Origin of the sequence: Streptomyces sp. YIM 130001 (assembly GCF_003574445.1) — a bacterium.
In the GTDB taxonomy this organism is placed as follows: domain Bacteria; phylum Actinomycetota; class Actinomycetes; order Streptomycetales; family Streptomycetaceae; genus Streptomyces.
Genome location: NZ_KZ984549.1, coordinates 161,964 through 176,969, shown reverse-complemented (window position 1 = coordinate 176,969; position 15,006 = coordinate 161,964). Strand labels below are relative to the sequence as shown.

The 15,006-nt window shown below is 70.6% G+C and carries 12 protein-coding genes; 9 read left to right on the top strand and 3 right to left on the bottom strand.

Annotated elements, in window-relative coordinates:
- Positions 1 to 141 precede the first annotated feature (141 nt).
- From DSC45_RS03890 to DSC45_RS03855, 8 genes are all read left to right on the top strand, one after another.
- A complete protein-coding gene (locus tag DSC45_RS03890) occupies positions 142 to 1,560 on the top strand; it encodes a PucR family transcriptional regulator (RefSeq protein WP_119287111.1) in 1,419 nt (472 codons plus the stop codon).
- Between the two features lie 168 nt (positions 1,561 to 1,728).
- Positions 1,729 to 3,468, top strand: a complete 1,740-nt coding sequence (locus DSC45_RS03885) for a sodium/solute symporter (protein WP_240434445.1) — start codon at positions 1,729 to 1,731, stop codon at positions 3,466 to 3,468.
- 31 nt (positions 3,469 to 3,499) lie between these two features.
- Positions 3,500 to 4,876 carry a low temperature requirement protein A gene (locus DSC45_RS03880; RefSeq protein WP_240434444.1) on the top strand — a complete coding sequence of 459 codons (1,377 nt, stop codon included), beginning with the start codon at positions 3,500 to 3,502 and terminating at the stop codon, positions 4,874 to 4,876.
- Between the two features lie 395 nt (positions 4,877 to 5,271).
- Entirely contained in the window at positions 5,272 to 6,801 is a 1,530-nt protein-coding gene (locus DSC45_RS03875) for a sugar ABC transporter ATP-binding protein (RefSeq protein WP_119287109.1), read from the top strand.
- Complete coding sequence (locus tag DSC45_RS03870; RefSeq protein ID WP_119287107.1) at positions 6,798 to 7,853, top strand: ABC transporter permease; 1,056 nt, start codon at positions 6,798 to 6,800, stop codon at positions 7,851 to 7,853. Before DSC45_RS03875 ends, DSC45_RS03870 begins: the two co-directional genes overlap by 4 nt.
- Entirely contained in the window at positions 7,846 to 8,916 is a 1,071-nt protein-coding gene (locus tag DSC45_RS03865; protein ID WP_162929119.1) for an ABC transporter permease, read from the top strand. Before DSC45_RS03870 ends, DSC45_RS03865 begins: the two co-directional genes overlap by 8 nt.
- A 57-nt stretch (positions 8,917 to 8,973) precedes the next feature.
- On the top strand, positions 8,974 to 10,059 hold the full coding sequence (rhaS, locus tag DSC45_RS03860) for a rhamnose ABC transporter substrate-binding protein (RefSeq protein ID WP_119287106.1): 1,086 nt from the start codon (positions 8,974 to 8,976) through the stop codon (positions 10,057 to 10,059).
- Between the two features lie 14 nt (positions 10,060 to 10,073).
- Positions 10,074 to 11,105: a LacI family DNA-binding transcriptional regulator gene (locus DSC45_RS03855; RefSeq protein ID WP_119287104.1), complete on the top strand. Its 1,032-nt coding sequence runs from the start codon at positions 10,074 to 10,076 to the stop codon at positions 11,103 to 11,105.
- Between the two features lie 16 nt (positions 11,106 to 11,121).
- Here the strand turns inward: DSC45_RS03855 and DSC45_RS03850 are convergent, their stop codons facing one another.
- Both DSC45_RS03850 and DSC45_RS03845 read right to left on the bottom strand, forming a co-directional pair.
- Positions 11,122 to 11,736 carry a VOC family protein gene (locus DSC45_RS03850; protein WP_119287102.1) on the bottom strand — a complete coding sequence of 205 codons (615 nt, stop codon included), beginning with the start codon at positions 11,734 to 11,736 and terminating at the stop codon, positions 11,122 to 11,124.
- A gap of 127 nt (positions 11,737 to 11,863) precedes the next feature.
- Complete coding sequence (locus DSC45_RS03845; protein ID WP_119287100.1) at positions 11,864 to 13,339, bottom strand: FG-GAP and VCBS repeat-containing protein; 1,476 nt, start codon at positions 13,337 to 13,339, stop codon at positions 11,864 to 11,866.
- Between the two features lie 405 nt (positions 13,340 to 13,744).
- On the opposite strand from DSC45_RS03845, the gene DSC45_RS03840 reads away from it, so the two are divergent.
- Positions 13,745 to 14,380 (top strand): hypothetical protein, encoded by a 636-nt coding sequence (locus DSC45_RS03840; protein WP_119287099.1) that lies wholly within the window; start codon positions 13,745 to 13,747, stop codon positions 14,378 to 14,380.
- Positions 14,381 to 14,405: 25 nt separating this feature from the next.
- On the opposite strand, the gene DSC45_RS03835 is transcribed toward DSC45_RS03840, so the two are convergent.
- Positions 14,406 to 14,969 carry a TetR/AcrR family transcriptional regulator gene (locus tag DSC45_RS03835; RefSeq protein ID WP_119287097.1) on the bottom strand — a complete coding sequence of 188 codons (564 nt, stop codon included), beginning with the start codon at positions 14,967 to 14,969 and terminating at the stop codon, positions 14,406 to 14,408.
- Positions 14,970 to 15,006: the final 37 nt, after the last annotated feature.

The following is a 15,006-nucleotide window of genomic DNA, read 5'->3' as shown; positions in this document are numbered from 1 at the left end:
GCGGGACCGTGATGAGAACGATGAGCCGGAAGGGTGGGGTACCGACCGGGCGGTATGCCATTCTGCGGGCGTCAGGTAGATCCGGTGCGGGGACGGGGCGTCCGCGCACCGGAGCGAACCGACTCCTGGTGGAGGCCGCCCATGTCGCATCTCGTACATTCGCGGGTCAGGCAGGTTCCCGTCCCGTACGCCGTGCCGCGCCGCGGCCGCTCCCTGCTCGACGCGGAGTCGGTCGCCGTACTGCACCGGGCCGCTCAGGTCCTGCTCGACGACGTGGCCGGACTGACCACGGCCCTGGTCGCCGACCTCGGCGAACGGGAGCCCGCCTACCGTGCCGCGATCGACGCCGATGCCGCGGCGGTTTGGCGGGAGGTGCACCAGTCCCTGCGGCACAACATCGCCTCACTGATCCGTCCCGTCGAATGCCGGGAGATCGCCCGGCGCACCTCGCGCGCCATCGGCGCGACCCGAGCCGAGCACGGAGTGCCGCTCGACGCCGTACTGCACGCCTTCCGGCTCGGTGGAGCGATGGTGTGGCAGGGCCTGGTCGACGACACGTCGCGGCGGCATCCCGAGGACATGCGACTGCTCGTCCATGTCGCCGCCGACGTATGGAACTTCGTCGACGAGCACTGCGCCCTCGTCAGCGACTCCTACCGGCAGACCGAACGCCGCATCGCCTGGCGCCGCGAGAACAGGCTGCGTCTGACGGCCGCGGCCGTCCTGGACGGCACCGTGCGCGTCACCGACCTGCCGGAGGCGGCCGCGCTGCTCGGCCTTCCGCTCGACGGCCGGTACGTGGTCGTGGCAGCCGCACCGGTGGGCCCGCACCCGCCGGGTCCGCTGCTGGCGCTGCCGCCGGACGTACGCGCGCTGTGGCACGCCACCGGCGACGGGCAGCTGGGCATCGTTCGGCTGGCCGATGAGAGTGGCTCCGACGCAGCACAAGCCGGCAGCGGCGTGCCCCATCGCGCGGGTCGACTGTCGGTTGCCGACGGTGATATGACGCCTGATCACCATCTGTCATCCACCGGTCCGGAGCCGACCGCGGCCGCCGCCGCGGTCCGGGCCGTCGAGACCGGCGGCGGGCCCACCGACCCCGCTGCGCTCGCGGTACTGCTCAGGACCGCGACCGGCGTCCGCGCGGCTGTAGGACCGGTGGTCGACGGCCTTGCCGCCGTGGGGGAGTCGAGGGTACTCGCCGAGGTCGCACTGCGAACGTGCCCCAGAGAAGGGGGAGTTGTCCTGCTCGACGAGCAGCTGCCCGACGCCCTCGTCGTCACGGCGCCCGACCTGGGCCGCGCGTTGGAGGAGCGGGTCCTCGGGCCGCTCGACGGCATCGACCCGGCCGACCGGGACCTCCTGGTGGAGACCTTGACCACCTGGCTGGCCGTCCAGGGCTCGGCCCAGCGCGCCGCGACCCGCCTCTACTGCCACCGCAACACTGTGCTCAACCGGCTCCGCCGCTTCGAGCAGCTGACGGGCCGCTCCCTGTCCGAACCCTCTGACGTCGTGGAGATCTCACTGGCCCTCACCGCCCGCCGCCTGCTCGCGAATTGAGAAAACGCCCGGTCTCCACCCGTTGTCCGCAGGCGAGTTGGCTCGGGGGCGTACGGGCCGTCGGGACTGTGCGGCCGCACATGTACCGGCGGCCGGACCCTGTCGCCTCGCACAGCAGCCCTGGCAGACGCTGTACGTGGGCGCCCCTGCGCTGATGCGGTGGCCGCCATGCCGTCCACCGTTGTCGATGCCACGCCGCTCGCGGTGGCCGCGGGGTTCGAGGGCCGGTCCCTCGCCCTCGTCGTCTTCCTCGGCTTCGTCGCCGTCTCGCTGTTGCTCTGCGGTCTGGCCGCCGCCGACCAGGACGACCCCGAACACTTCTACGCCGGCGGGGCAGCCCTCGGCCCGGCCGGCGGCGGCCTGGCCATAGCCGGGGACTACGTGTCCGCCGCGACCCTGCTCAGTACCACCGGCGCGGTGGCCCTCGCGGGTTTCGACGGCGTCCTGTTCGCCGTCGCCACGGTCGTCTCGCTGGTCCTGGTCATGGCCGTACTCGCCGGGCCGCTGCGCCGGCCGGGGGTGTACACGCTCGGGGACTTCCTCACCGAACGCTTCGCCGACGCCCGCGCGCGACATGCTCTCGGGGTCGCCGCACTCGTCGTACTCTTCCCGCTGCTCGTCGTCCAACTGGCCACCGCCGGGCGGATCATGACCGCCATGTTCGACCTGCCCACCTCAGCCTTCGCCGGCTGCACCGTCGCGGGCGGTGCCCTGATGGTGTGCTACTCGGCCTTCGGCGGCATGCGCGGCACCGGGTACGTCCAGATCCTCAAGATCTTCGTGGTGGTCGGCGTCGTCGTACTGGTGGCGGGGCTCGTACTCGACCGGTTCGGCTGGTCGGTCACCAGCCTCCTCGATGCCGCGCGCAACGGCAGCGGTCAGAGGGCGGCGTACGGCACACCGGGCCTGCAGTTCGGCCATGAGGTGGCCGGACGCCTCGATCTGATCAGCTTTCAGCTGACCCTGATCCTCGGTGCGGCCTGCATGCCGCACATCACCATGCGTCTGTACCCGCTGCGCGGCACCGGCAGTGCGCGGCGTGCGACCGTCTGGGCCGTCACGCCCGTCGCCGTGGTGTGCGCCGCCGTGGTCGTCATCGGTCTCGGCGCGGCGGCGCTCGTCGGTGCACAGGCCATCGCGGGCGCCGATCCTGGCGGGAGCACGGCGCTGCTGCTGGTCACCGCGGCGCTCGACCCGACGGCCGCCGGACCTCGGGAGAGCGTGCTCTTCGCCGTGGTGGCCTGCGCGGTGTTCATCACGGCACTGTCGACGGTCGCCGGCATCACCCTGGCCGCCGCCTCCGCGGTCGTCCGTGACCTCGGCGGCCGACCCCGCAGGGCCCTGGAAAGCGGCGCCATCCCGCGCACGGCTACCACCCCGCGCACCGACACCGGTCGTCACCGCACCGACGCGCGGCCGGACTCGCCCCCCTCCGCCGGGCGCTCGATGGCCGGCGAAGTCCGGCTCGCGCGCTGGGTGGTGACCGGGATCGGGGCCGCGGCCGTACTCGTCGCGGTGGGGACCGGAGGCCGCAGCCCGCAGGTGTTCCTGTCGTACTCCTTCGCCGCAGCCGCCTCCGTGCTGCCGCCGGTCCTGCTGTTCGCGCTGTTCCGGCGCGGGTTCCCGGCAGGCGCGGTGCGCTGGACCGTGTACGGGACGCTGCCGCTGATCACCCTCCTGATGGCGTTCTCACCGGCCGCGTCAGGCACTCCGATCGCCCTCTTCCCCGACCGCGACTTCCACTGGTTCCCGCTCCAGACTCCCGGCCTCGTCACGATCCCGGCAGGCTTCCTGTTCGCGTGGCTCGGTGCCGTACGCGCCGGGGGCCACCACACCGGGCGACATGCGCAGCAGGCCCCGCCCCGGTACCCGCCGCAGTCCCCGGACCCGCGGCAGTTCGCACGCTGAAGCAGCCGCCGTCTGCGGCATGATGCTGAACATGACGGACCCCGATGACACCGATGCGTCGCACTCCCGCGACGCATCGCAGCGCCCCACCGACAGCACCCACCGCGCCGCGTCGGCAGGCGCCGTCGCAGCGCCGCGCCCCGACGGCGCGGACGTGACGGGGACCGCGCACCGCCGGGTGCCGATGGCGGGCCGCGACCCCGACGAGCACGAACGCGCCTCCACCCCGCTGGAGCTGCTCTTCGACCTGACCTTCGTGGTCGCGGTGGGGACGGCCGCGGCACAGTTCGCGGAGCTGCTCGCCGAGGGGCATGTGGGGCACGCGACGACCGCGTTCGCGCTCGCAATGTTCGCGATCAGTGTCGCCTGGATCAGCTTCAGCTGGTTCGCCTCGGCGTTCGGCACGGACGACTGGCTCGACCGTCTCCTGACGATGGTTCAGATGGTGGGCGTCGTCGTGTTCGCGCTCGGACTGCCCGCGATGTTCCATTCCGTGGACGAGGGCGGCCGCCTCGAGTTGCGCGGGATCGTCCTCGGCTATGTGGTGATGCGGATCGCGATGGTCGCGCAGTGGTGGCGTGCCTCCCGAGAGTCCGCCGCGTACCGCCGAGTGGGCATGGCGAACATGCGCTGGATCGCGATCGCACAGATCGGCTGGGTGGTCATCGCCTTCGTGCACCTTCCGACGTGGCTGGTCGTCGTCGCCGTCCCGCTGCTCGGAGTGCTCGAACTGCTCCTTCCCGCACTCAGCCAGGGCAGCGCCGGCGGCACTCCCTGGCATCCGCACCATATGGCGGAGCGGTACAGCCTGTTCGCGATCATCACTCTCGGCGAGGCCGTGGTCGGCACGGTGGCCTCCTCGGGTGACCTGCTCGGCGGGGCGCACGGTACGGACTGGAGCATCGACGCGATCGCCGTCGTCGTCGCGGGCGTGGGGCTGACCTTCGGCATGTGGTGGGTGTACTTCTCCACCCCGTTCGGCGACGTCCTGGTGCACCGTCGCGGCCGGGGCTACCTGTTCGGCTACGGGCACATCCTGCTGTTCATGGGGATCGCCGGGGCGGGCGCGGGCCTGCATGTGGCGGGCCTGTACATGGAGCACCACACGGAACTCGGCGAAGCGGCCGTGATCGTGTCTCTCGCCCTGCCCGTCGGCCTCTACCTCCTGACGGTCTTTCTCCTGCACACGCTGCTGCTCTCCGCGACGGACCGGTTCCACCTCCTGCTGCTCACCGCCACGCTCGTCGTCCTTGCCGCGGCCGTGCTCCTCGCGGCAGCCGGGGCGCCGGTCGCGGTCTGCCTGCTCGTGATCATGCTGAGCCCGTACGTCACGGTGATCGGCTACGAGACCGTGGGTCACCGCCACCAGCGGAGGATGCTCGCGGACCTCGGCGTGCGGGGGCGCTGAGCCGAGTAGTCCCCGTACGGCACCGGCGCGGACGGCAACTGCCCGCGCCGCGTGCGTGGATGATCCGAAACCGTCGAAGCCGTCGAAACCGCCGAAGCCGCCGAAAGCCCGCCGGCCCGCGTCGCGGCGACGCGGGCCGCCGCCTGCCGCGCCCCGGCCTCCGACGGGGCGTCCCAGGAGTCGATCCGGAACCGTGATCCGTACCTCTTCCTGAATCGATTCATGAAGCACGCAACTGCCCAATCCCGTCCGGCCTATTGACCTGGGCTCTCCACGGAACTAGCTTCCCGGCTACCTGTTTGAAACATTTCAGTCAGCTGGCTGCAGGGCATGGACGGGAACTCCAACGGCCCCGATCCGGGCACATCTGTCGGCACTCTCATGGAGACCACCCGATGACGCAATCTGAACCGGAGACGACTCCGGTGCTCGCTCTGGAGGGAGCGAGCAAGTCCTTCGGAGCCGTGCGCGCGCTGCGCGGAGTCTCGCTGCGCCTGTACGCCGGCGAAGCCCACGCCCTGGCGGGCGAGAACGGCGCGGGCAAGTCGACGCTGATCAAGACGCTCGCCGGGGTGCACCGACCCGACACGGGCACGGTCCTGCTCGACGGCAAGCCCGTACAGTTCAACGGCCCCGCCGATGCCCGCGATGCCGGCGTCGCGGTCATCTACCAGGAACCCACGCTCTTCCCCGACCTCTCCATCGCCGAGAACATCTTCATGGGCCGCCAGCCACGCCGCTCGCTCGGCCGGGTCGACCATCGGGCGGTGAAGAGCGCGGCAGACGGCCTCTTCGCCCGCCTCGGTGTCGCACTCGACGCCGACCAGCCGGCCCGCGGCCTGTCCATCGCCGACCAGCAACTCGTCGAGATCGCCAAGGCGTTGTCGTTCGACGCCCGCGTCCTGATCATGGACGAGCCCACCGCGGCCCTCACCGGCAGCGAGGTCGCCCGCCTGTTCGGCGTCGTGCGGGCGCTGCGCGAGCAGGGCACCGCCGTGCTCTTCATCTCGCACCGCCTCGAGGAGATCTTCGAGCTCTGCCAGCGCGTCACCACCCTGCGCGACGGCGGCTGGGTGGCGAGCGAACCCGTGGCCGGCCTCGCCGAGGACGAACTGGTACGCCGCATGGTGGGCCGCGACCTCGCCGAGCTGTACCCCAAGCAGGACACCGAGATCGGCGAAGTCGCCCTGAACGTGAAGAGGTTGACCCGCGAGGGCGTGTTCACCGACGTCTCCTTCGAGGTGCGGCGCGGCGAAATCGTCGGCCTCGCAGGCCTGGTGGGTGCCGGACGCAGCGAGGTCGCCCGCGCCGTCTTCGGCGTCGACCGCTTCGACGGCGGGCAGGTCGAGGTGCTCGGCCAGGGACTCAAGCCGGGCGCCCCGAGCCTCGCGATGCACGCCGGGCTCGCCCTCGTGCCGGAGGACCGCCGCGCCCAGGGCCTGGTGATGGACATGTCCATCGAGCGCAACATCGGACTGACCGGCTTCGCCGAGACGACCCGCGCCGGCCTGATGAACCGCGGTGCGGAGCGCAGCCGTTCGCTCGACTGGGCGGTCCGCCTCCAGGTGAAGTACGCACGCCTCGCCGACGTCGTCGGCACGCTCTCCGGAGGCAACCAGCAAAAGGTCGTACTCGCCAAATGGCTGGCGACCAACCCGCAGGTGCTCATCGTCGACGAACCCACGCGTGGCATCGATGTCGGCACCAAGGCCGAGGTGCACCGGCTCCTGTCGTCCCTCGCCGCCGAAGGTGTCGCCGTACTGATGATCTCCTCCGACCTGCCCGAGATCCTCGGCATGGCCGACCGCGTGCTCGTCATGCACGAGGGGCGCCTGACCGCCGAGTTGACCCGGGGCGAGGCGACCGAGGAGACCGTGATGGCGGCCGCGACCGGCCGCGCGAACCGAGAGGGGAAGGCGGCATGACTCTGACCGCCCCACCCGTCGCCGAGGACGCGCCGCCCGAGGGCGCCGCCCGACGACGCTTCATAGACAAGGTGTTCAAGGCCCGCGAGCTGGCCGTCGCCGCCGTACTGGTGCTGATGCTGCTCGCCACCCAGCTGTCGAACACCGAGTTCCTGTCCCGGCAGGGAGTCACCGACCTGCTGCTCAACGCCACCATCCTGGTGCTCGTCGCCACCGGCCAGGCCGTCGTCGTCATCACCCGCAACGTCGACCTCTCGGTCGGCTCGGTGCTCGGCATCTCCGCCTTCGCGGCAGGCAACCACCTGCAGAGCGGCGGGAGTTCACTCAACGCTGTCGTACTCGCCGTCGGCCTCGGCGCCCTGTTCGGCGCGCTCAACGGAGCCCTGGTCAGCCTCGGAAAGGTCCCGGCCCTCGTCGTGACCCTGGGCACCCTGTACATCGTGCGCGGCATCGACTCCATCTGGGTCGGCTCCCGCCAGATCACCGCCGACAGCCTCCCCGACGGTTTCGTCGGCTTCGGCCACAACGGCATCTGGGTCGTCCCCTACCTCGCCCTGCTCGCCGCCGCCGTCGTCTTCTGCGTCGGCTACTACCTGCGCAGCTACCGCAGCGGACGCGAGATGTACGCCCTCGGCTCGAGCCCCGAGGCGGCCCAGCTGGCCGGCATCCCGGTCCGCGGCCGCATCATGTCGGCGTACGTCCTGTGCGGAGCACTCGCCGGACTGGCCGGCGCCCTGTACCTGGCACGCTTCGGCAACGTCGACTCCGCCACCGGCTCCGGCTACGAACTCACCGTCGTCAGCGCCGTGGTGGTCGGCGGAGTCGCCTTCACCGGAGGCTCCGGCACGGTCTACGGAGCCGCCCTCGGCGCCCTTCTCCTGACCTCCATCAACAGTGTCCTGCCGGCCATCGGCGTCAGCTCCGTATGGGTCACCGCGATCAACGGCATCCTGCTGCTGCTCGCCATCGCCGTCGACCGGATCCTGGCCCTGCGGGTCGCCGCAGTGCTGCGCAAGCAGGCCGCACGGATGAGGAGCGCCCGCCATGCCTGAAGCAACCGTCAAGACGTCCGGCCCGGCAACGGCGCTGCGGGACCGCATCGGCGGCGCGGTGCGCTGGGACACCGCGGTCGGCGCCCTGCTCGTCGTCCTGCTGCTCTGTTCCTTCTCGTTCGTCGACAACTTCGGGAACGCGCTCAACCTCTCGTTCCTGATCGGCAACACCCTGCCCATCGCCCTGATCGCCCTGCCCATGACGATGCTCGTGGTATCCGGCGAGGTCGACCTGTCGGTCGGCTCGACCGTCGGCCTGTCCGGTGCGGTGATGGGCGCACTGTGGAACCAGGGCATGGCCATCGAGACGATCATCCCGATCTGCCTGCTCCTCGGGGTGCTCTGCGGCCTGGTCAACGGCCTGCTCGTCACCCGCCTCGGACTGCCGTCCCTCGCGGTGACCATCGGCACCATGGCCGCCTACCGCGGCATCGCCCAGATCGTCCTCGGCTCCGACTCGGTCACCGACTTCCCCAGCCAGTACCTGGACTTCGGCGCCGGACGGATCGGGGACACCTTCATCCCGTACGCGGCCCTGCCGTTCGTGGTGCTTCTCGCGATCGCCGTGGTGGTGCTGCACGCCACCCGCTTCGGACGCTCGCTCTTCGCGATCGGCGCGAGCGTGGAGGCCGCACGCTTCAGCGGTGTCCGGGTCAAGCGGCTCAAGCTGGCCATGTTCGTCACCACCGGCCTGCTCTCCTCGCTCACCGGAGTCTTCTGGGCCCTGCATTACGCCAGCGCCCGCTACGACAACGCCATGGGCCTCGAACTCTCCGTCATCGCGGCCGTGTTGCTAGGCGGCGTGGACTTCGACGGCGGCCGGGGCACCCTCGGCGGTGCGGTTGCCGGCGTGTTCCTGCTCGGCACGCTGCAGAACGTGATGAGCCTGCTCAACGTCTCCGCGCAGTCCCAGATCGTCGTCACCGGGGTCCTCCTCGTCGTCTCCGTGCTCGCGCCGCGCATCGGCAGGGAGATCTCCCGGGCCCGTGCACGCCGCAGGACGACCGCAGCGCCGCCCGGCACCCCGGCGCCACCTCCCAAGCAGCCGACTCCCGCCGCATAGAAGCCCGTTCAGAACCGCCCCACCGCCCGGCCCTCTTCCACCCGCAAAGGAACAAAGATGTCCTACGCCCTCACCCGGACCCGCCGGATCACCGTCGCCGTCGCCGTCACCGCAGCCCTCTGTGTGGGGGCGACGGCCTGCGGCGGCACCACCAAGAGCGACACCGAGAAGGAAGGCGGATCGGCCGCCGCGGGAAAGGCGGACCCCGAGGCCGAACTCAAGAAGGACCTGACGATCGGCTTCCTGCCCAAGCAGGTCAACAACCCGTACTTCACCACCGCCGACAAGGGCGGCAAGAAGGCGGTCGAAGAACTCGGCTCCACCTTCAAGGAGGTCGGCCCCAGCAGCGGCACCGACACCTCGGGGCAGGTCTCCTACGTCAACACCCTCACCCAGCAGCAGGCCGACGCCATCGCCGTCTCCGCGCAGGACCCGGGCGCCCTGTGCACCGCACTCAAGCAGGCGATGAAGAACGGAGTCAGTATCGTCACCTACGACTCCGACACCAAGACAGACTGCCGCAACGCCTTCATCTCGCAGGCCAGCGCGGAGGACCTCGGCCGCACCCAGGTGCAGCTCCTCGCCGAACAGATCGACAACAAGGGCGAGATAGCGATCCTCTCGGCGGCCCAGACGGCCACCAACCAGAACACCTGGATCGACTACATGAAGGACGAGCTGAAGAAGCCCAAGTACAAGGACATCAAGCTCGTCACCACCGCCTACGGGGACGACGACGCCCAGAAGTCGTTCCAGCAGACCCAGGGACTTCTCCAGGAACACCCCAAGCTGAAGGGGATCATCTCCCCGACCACCGTCGGCATCAAGGCCGCCGCCCAGTACCTCTCCGGCTCCAAGTACAAGGGCAAGGTCAAGCTGACCGGCCTCGGCAACCCGAACGACATGCGCAAGTACGTGAAGGACGGCACCGTCGAGGCCTTCGAACTGTGGGACCCGGCGGACCTCGGTGCGCTGGCCGCGCACACCGCGGTGGCGCTCGAATCGGGCCGGATCACCGGCAAGCAGGGCGAGAAGTTCAAGGCCGGCGACCTGGGAGAGTTCACCGTCGGCAAGGACGGCGTGATCAACCTCGGCAAGCCGACCGTCTTCGACGCCGACAACGTCGACGACTACAACTTCTAGGCAGGTAGCCACCCGTGACCCAGCCGGTCGGAATCAAGGACGTCGCCCACGCCGCCGGAGTCTCGGTGGGCACGGTCTCCAACGTCATCAACCGGCCGGACTCGGTCGGTCCGGAGACCCGCAGCCGGGTCCTGTACACCATCGAACGGCTCGGCTACGTACGGAGCGAGTCGGCACGCCAACTGCGCGCCGGACGCAGCCGGGTCGTCGGACTCGTCGTCCTCGACATGGGCAACCCGTTCTTCGTCGACGTCACGCGCGGTGCCGAACGCGCCGCGCGTGCCGCCGGCCTCGGCGTCCTGGTGTGCAACAGCGCCCAGAGCGGCACCGAGGAGGCGGAGTACCTGTCCCTGTTCGCCGAACAGCGGGTGCGCGGTGTCCTGTTGACCCCGGCCGACGCCACGGGCCGCAACATCGAGGCGTTCCGCCGGCACGGCATCCCCTTCGTCCTCGTCGACCGGGTGGCGGAGGAGACCGACGGCTGCTCCGTCTCCGTCGACGACGTGACCGGCGGCGCCCTCGCCGTACGGCATCTGCTCGACGTGGGACACCGGTCGATCGCCTACGTCAGCGGCCCCGAGAACCTCAACCAGGTCCGCGACCGGCGCACCGGCGCGCTGCAGGCACTCGCCGAGGCGGGCCACCCCCCGCAGGCACTGCGGGAGATCGGCACCGAGCGGCTCGACGTCGTCGCGGGGCGGGACGCGGGGGCGCGGCTGCTCGGCTTCCCGGACCGGCCGAGCGCGGTGTTCTGCGCCAACGACCTGCTGGCCCTCGGTGTCCTGCAGTCGATGTACGCGGCCGGGCTCCGGGTGCCGGAGGACATCGCCATCGTGGGCTACGACGACATCGACTTCGCAGCCGCCGCGGCCGTCCCGTTGACCTCGGTGCGCCAGCCTGCCGTCACCATGGGCGCGATGGCCGCAGGCCTGCTCCTCGAGGAGACGGCGGAACCCGCGCTTCCAGGCGGACATGAGCATCGCCGAGTGGTCCTGGAGCCCGAACTCGTCGTCCGCGGATCCAGCGCGCCCACCCGAGCACGCTGACCGGCGCGCAAGGACGTCACGCAGACGCGGGCGCCCAGACGAACCCGTCGGGATCGGTGAACGACTCCGTGCCCGCGTCGATCGTGAGCCGGTGCGATCCGGTCCCGTCGGGGGCGACCCCGGCGACCTTCGCCAGTCCGCGGCGCTTGTACAAGGACAGCTTCACCGGGCTCGAGCCGGTCTCGAACTCGACGTACTTGCTGCCGTAGCTCTTGCCCACGGCCAGCCCGCGTTCGACGTAGAACCGCTTGGTCGCGGACACGTCGTCGACACCGAGCAGGAGCACGAACTCGTCGAACGCACGGCTCGCCGGGCCGGTGTCCTTCTTCGAGGAGGACGCGAGCTGCCAGACCGTGCCGTCGGGCGCCTGCACGACGCCGCCGTAGCCCCAGAGCGACTTGGCTGCGGGCTTCAGAGCCTCGGCCCCGGCGGCCACGGCCGCGTCGACGAGCGCGCGCACGTTCGCCGGCTGGGAGACCACGAGCGACAGCGTGAACCCGCGAAAGCCGGTCGACGGCTCTGCGGTCTCCCGCACGCGCAGGGGAGCGACCGTGCCGAAGGCCTGCTCGTAGAAGTCCCGCGCGGCGGCGGGGTCGGTCACGCCGAGGGTGACGGATGCGATGGAGTTCATGCTCTCGACGCTAGCCGCGCCGCCGGGACCGGCGCTTCTCGAATCCTGACCGGTCACCGCTGCGGCCTGCGGGCCACGACGCGGTGCGCCGCGCCGTGGCCCTGAGCACGCCGACCGGGCGTCCACCTCAGCGGGGGAACCCCTCGCTGAAGTCGATCGTGTTGCCGGAGATGTCCGTGCCGGAGAGATCCTTCGGCCCGTACGCGGAGGTGTCCTTCGGCTTCAGTCCCTTGCCGGAACCGGGTACCACCCACACGTTGTCCACGCCTCGCTCGTAACCGGCGCCGCCGGCCGCGAGGTCGAGACGGTTGTCGCCGTCGGCGTCCAGGAGCTTCACGGACGTGCCGAACTCCCTCATCTCCGTGGGAGCTCCCGGCACCCCGGCCGTGTCCAGGGCGATCCGCTCCGCTCCGCGGCCGGTCACGCCGCACGGACCGCCGTTCAGGACGGTGACGGCGCCGGAGTGGTACTTGCCGGCTGTCTCCTGCCCCATGTTGCCGACGGCGAGGTCCGCGTACCCGTCCCCGTTCAGGTCGCCCGCGTCCATCGCGGAGCCGAAGGTGTTGTCCTTCGCCTTCCGCTTGCCGGGCACCCCCTCGGTGTCCTGGTCGATCACCGAATAGCGGTTGCTGAGGCCGGACTTGGAGCCGAACACGACCTCGATCGTGCTGCTGGGACGGTTCACCTTGCCCAGTGGCTGGCGCTCGACGACGAGATCTCCGTAGCCGTCGCCGTTGAAGTCGGCGATGGCGCCGACCCTGCCGAAGGGCAGCCGTCCCTGGCGCACCGCGGTGAGGCTCTTGCCTCCGCCTCTGATGACGAGTGCGGGTTCCTCGGTGGCCTTGCCGTGGCTCTGGGGCACTACGAGGTCGTCGGCGCCGTCACCAGTGAGGTCCCCGACGATCATGTCCTCGTCCCAGTTCGCCTGGTGGGTTCCCGAGGGCACGGCACCAGTGCCGGCGGGGGACCCGGAACGTGTGAACGGCCCCTTGAGCAGGCCCTTCTCCTCGCCCACGCCCCAGACGAGGTCGGCGTTCCCGTCCCCGTCGAAGTCACCGCCCCTGAACAGTTCGCCGTCGAAGCGGCCGTCGTGCTCGACCAGTGCCGACTGCTTCAATCCGTCCTTCGAGCCGAAGAACACGATGATGCCGCCGGGTGCCCCGGGATCACTGCGGCCGGAGGAGGTGCCGTACCGGCTCACGGCGACGGCGAGATCGGTGAGGCCGTCCGCGTCGAAGTCCCGGGCGACGGCCCCGGTGCCGAATCCCGCATTGCTGGCCACCGATCCCGGGGTGTCCGCGTCCTTCTGGGAGAGCACCTGGTGGCGCTCGGGGTCGGGGCCGTCCTGCGATCCGTAGACGACGGACACGTAGCCGGCACCGTCCTCGCCGGCCACCTCGCTCTGGGGAGAGCGCGTCACCACGTCGTCGTTCCCGTCCCCGTCGAAGTCGACCTTCGGTGGGCTCGCGGCGGCCTTCGCGGGCGAGCGGTCACCGCAGTCCGCGTCGGCGGAACTGCCGAAGGCCATCCAGCCCAGGGGAAGGGTGGCGCACACCGCGCCGGCTGCTGCGGTCACGCCGAGGCGTTTGATGCTGATACGCAAGTACAGGCTCCCAGGACGGCGGTTTTCAGGGTGCGTGCCGCTGCCGACGCGATGGCCGGACAGCTCGGCCTGCGCGCACCGTGCACACCCACTACGACTGGTCGGGGACCGGGCGTGGTTGCACCTCGGAGCGGCCTCGGTCACCGGCCCGACCGCCGGCAGGCGCAGAAGTGCAGCTCAGAGGCGTCCACCGAGTGGTGAAGATGTTGTGACGCCTGAGGCTCGTGGTGCAGGTGTGGCCTGCGGAACTCGTCTCCGCGCCGCTGCTGCGCGAAAATCCGGCTCCGCACACGGGAACGTGGCCGGGCGATCCACGCGTCCCAGACCTGGACAGCCTCTGCGCCGAAGGGCCGGCGTACTGCTGGGTGGAACCGATTCGACCGCACCGCCAGGAGGCAGCCGCGCATGACGCACGCTCCCGTTCCCCGCCCCGCCGCCGTCACCTCGCGCCGGGCCAGGCGCGGCAGTCTCCGGCACTTCGCGCTGGGAACGGCCGGCGCGAGCCTGGTGGCCGTCGCACTCACCGGCTGCTCATCGGGCGAGGACAGCGACGCCGGCGAGAGTCCGGTCCGAACCGAGCCGCCGAGGGCCAGTGACTCACCGGTCGCCCACGTCCCCGCCACCGACGAGACGGGCAAGCAGCTGAAGGCGTTCTACGCCAAATACCTCGCCGCCTTGGACGGACCGTCCGGGGAACCGGGGAAGCTGCGCAAGGAGCGGCTGAGTACGCACTATCTCGAAGACCTGGGAGGCGACGAGACCCTCAACCGGGGCGACGCACTGACCCAGTCGGAGAACACCCCGCACCGTGCGGGCAAGGTCAGCCACGACAGCACCATCGACAACCACAGTTGGTTCTTCGTCGACCTGGAATGGAAGGACGGCAAGGTTCCCACGGAGGAATCGGGCACCCCCGACGAGCCCGAGTACTCGCCGACCCAGTTGCGCGTCCAGGTCGACCGCGACAGCCAGAAGATCTCCGACGTCGACGTGCGGAAGCGGGAGCCGGGCCCCGGGCAGCCGGACGAACCCAGGAGCTGAGCCGTAGGGCCGGTGCCGCGCGGCCTCAGGGGGCGAGGAGACCGACTGCGACGGTGAGGCGCTCGCGGAAGAACTCCCGTGAGTTCGCCTGGTACTTGAGGCCGATCGACGCGCTGATCAGTGTCTGCGCGACAGCCGGCGCGGTCTGCCGTCCCGACTCCACCGCGATCGCTTCGACGACCAGCTCCTCGAAACGCCGCGGCGCGGTCTCGGTCACCTCGCCGAGCAGGTCCGGGTTCGCTTCGATGACTCGGGTGACGTCGCGTGCCAGTGGGCCGACGTACCGCCCGGCCCACTGGTCGAACGCTTCGACGAGGCGCTCCGGCAGCGGCCGGTCGGTATCGGCCAGGATGCCTTCGACCGCTGCGATGTCGCGTTCGAGCAACTGAGTGACCGCGGTACGGAAGAGCGCCTCCTTCGAGGAGAAGAGGAAGTAGAGCCCGGGGCGCGAGACCTGCGCCGCCCGCGCCACCTCCTCCATCGAGGTCTTCCGGTAGCCGAATCGCGCGAAGGTACCGAGCGCGGAATCCAGCACGGCGGCCCGCCGGTCCGAGGTGACGGGCGGGCGCTCGGCATCGGGGCTACTCATGGGGCGAGCATACGAGGACCAGCCGCACTAGACACAT

Coding starts and splice junctions, on each gene's coding strand:
- DSC45_RS03890 (WP_119287111.1), top strand. CDS start 142: ATGTCGCATCTCGTACATTCGCGGGTCAGGCAGGTTCCCGTCCCGTAC.
- DSC45_RS03885 (WP_240434445.1), top strand. CDS start 1,729: ATGCCGTCCACCGTTGTCGATGCCACGCCGCTCGCGGTGGCCGCGGGG.
- DSC45_RS03880 (WP_240434444.1), top strand. CDS start 3,500: ATGACGGACCCCGATGACACCGATGCGTCGCACTCCCGCGACGCATCG.
- DSC45_RS03875 (WP_119287109.1), top strand. CDS start 5,272: ATGACGCAATCTGAACCGGAGACGACTCCGGTGCTCGCTCTGGAGGGA.
- DSC45_RS03870 (WP_119287107.1), top strand. CDS start 6,798: ATGACTCTGACCGCCCCACCCGTCGCCGAGGACGCGCCGCCCGAGGGC.
- DSC45_RS03865 (WP_162929119.1), top strand. CDS start 7,846: ATGCCTGAAGCAACCGTCAAGACGTCCGGCCCGGCAACGGCGCTGCGG.
- rhaS (WP_119287106.1), top strand. CDS start 8,974: ATGTCCTACGCCCTCACCCGGACCCGCCGGATCACCGTCGCCGTCGCC.
- DSC45_RS03850 (WP_119287102.1), bottom strand. CDS start 11,736: ATGAACTCCATCGCATCCGTCACCCTCGGCGTGACCGACCCCGCCGCC.
- DSC45_RS03840 (WP_119287099.1), top strand. CDS start 13,745: ATGACGCACGCTCCCGTTCCCCGCCCCGCCGCCGTCACCTCGCGCCGG.
- DSC45_RS03835 (WP_119287097.1), bottom strand. CDS start 14,969: ATGAGTAGCCCCGATGCCGAGCGCCCGCCCGTCACCTCGGACCGGCGG.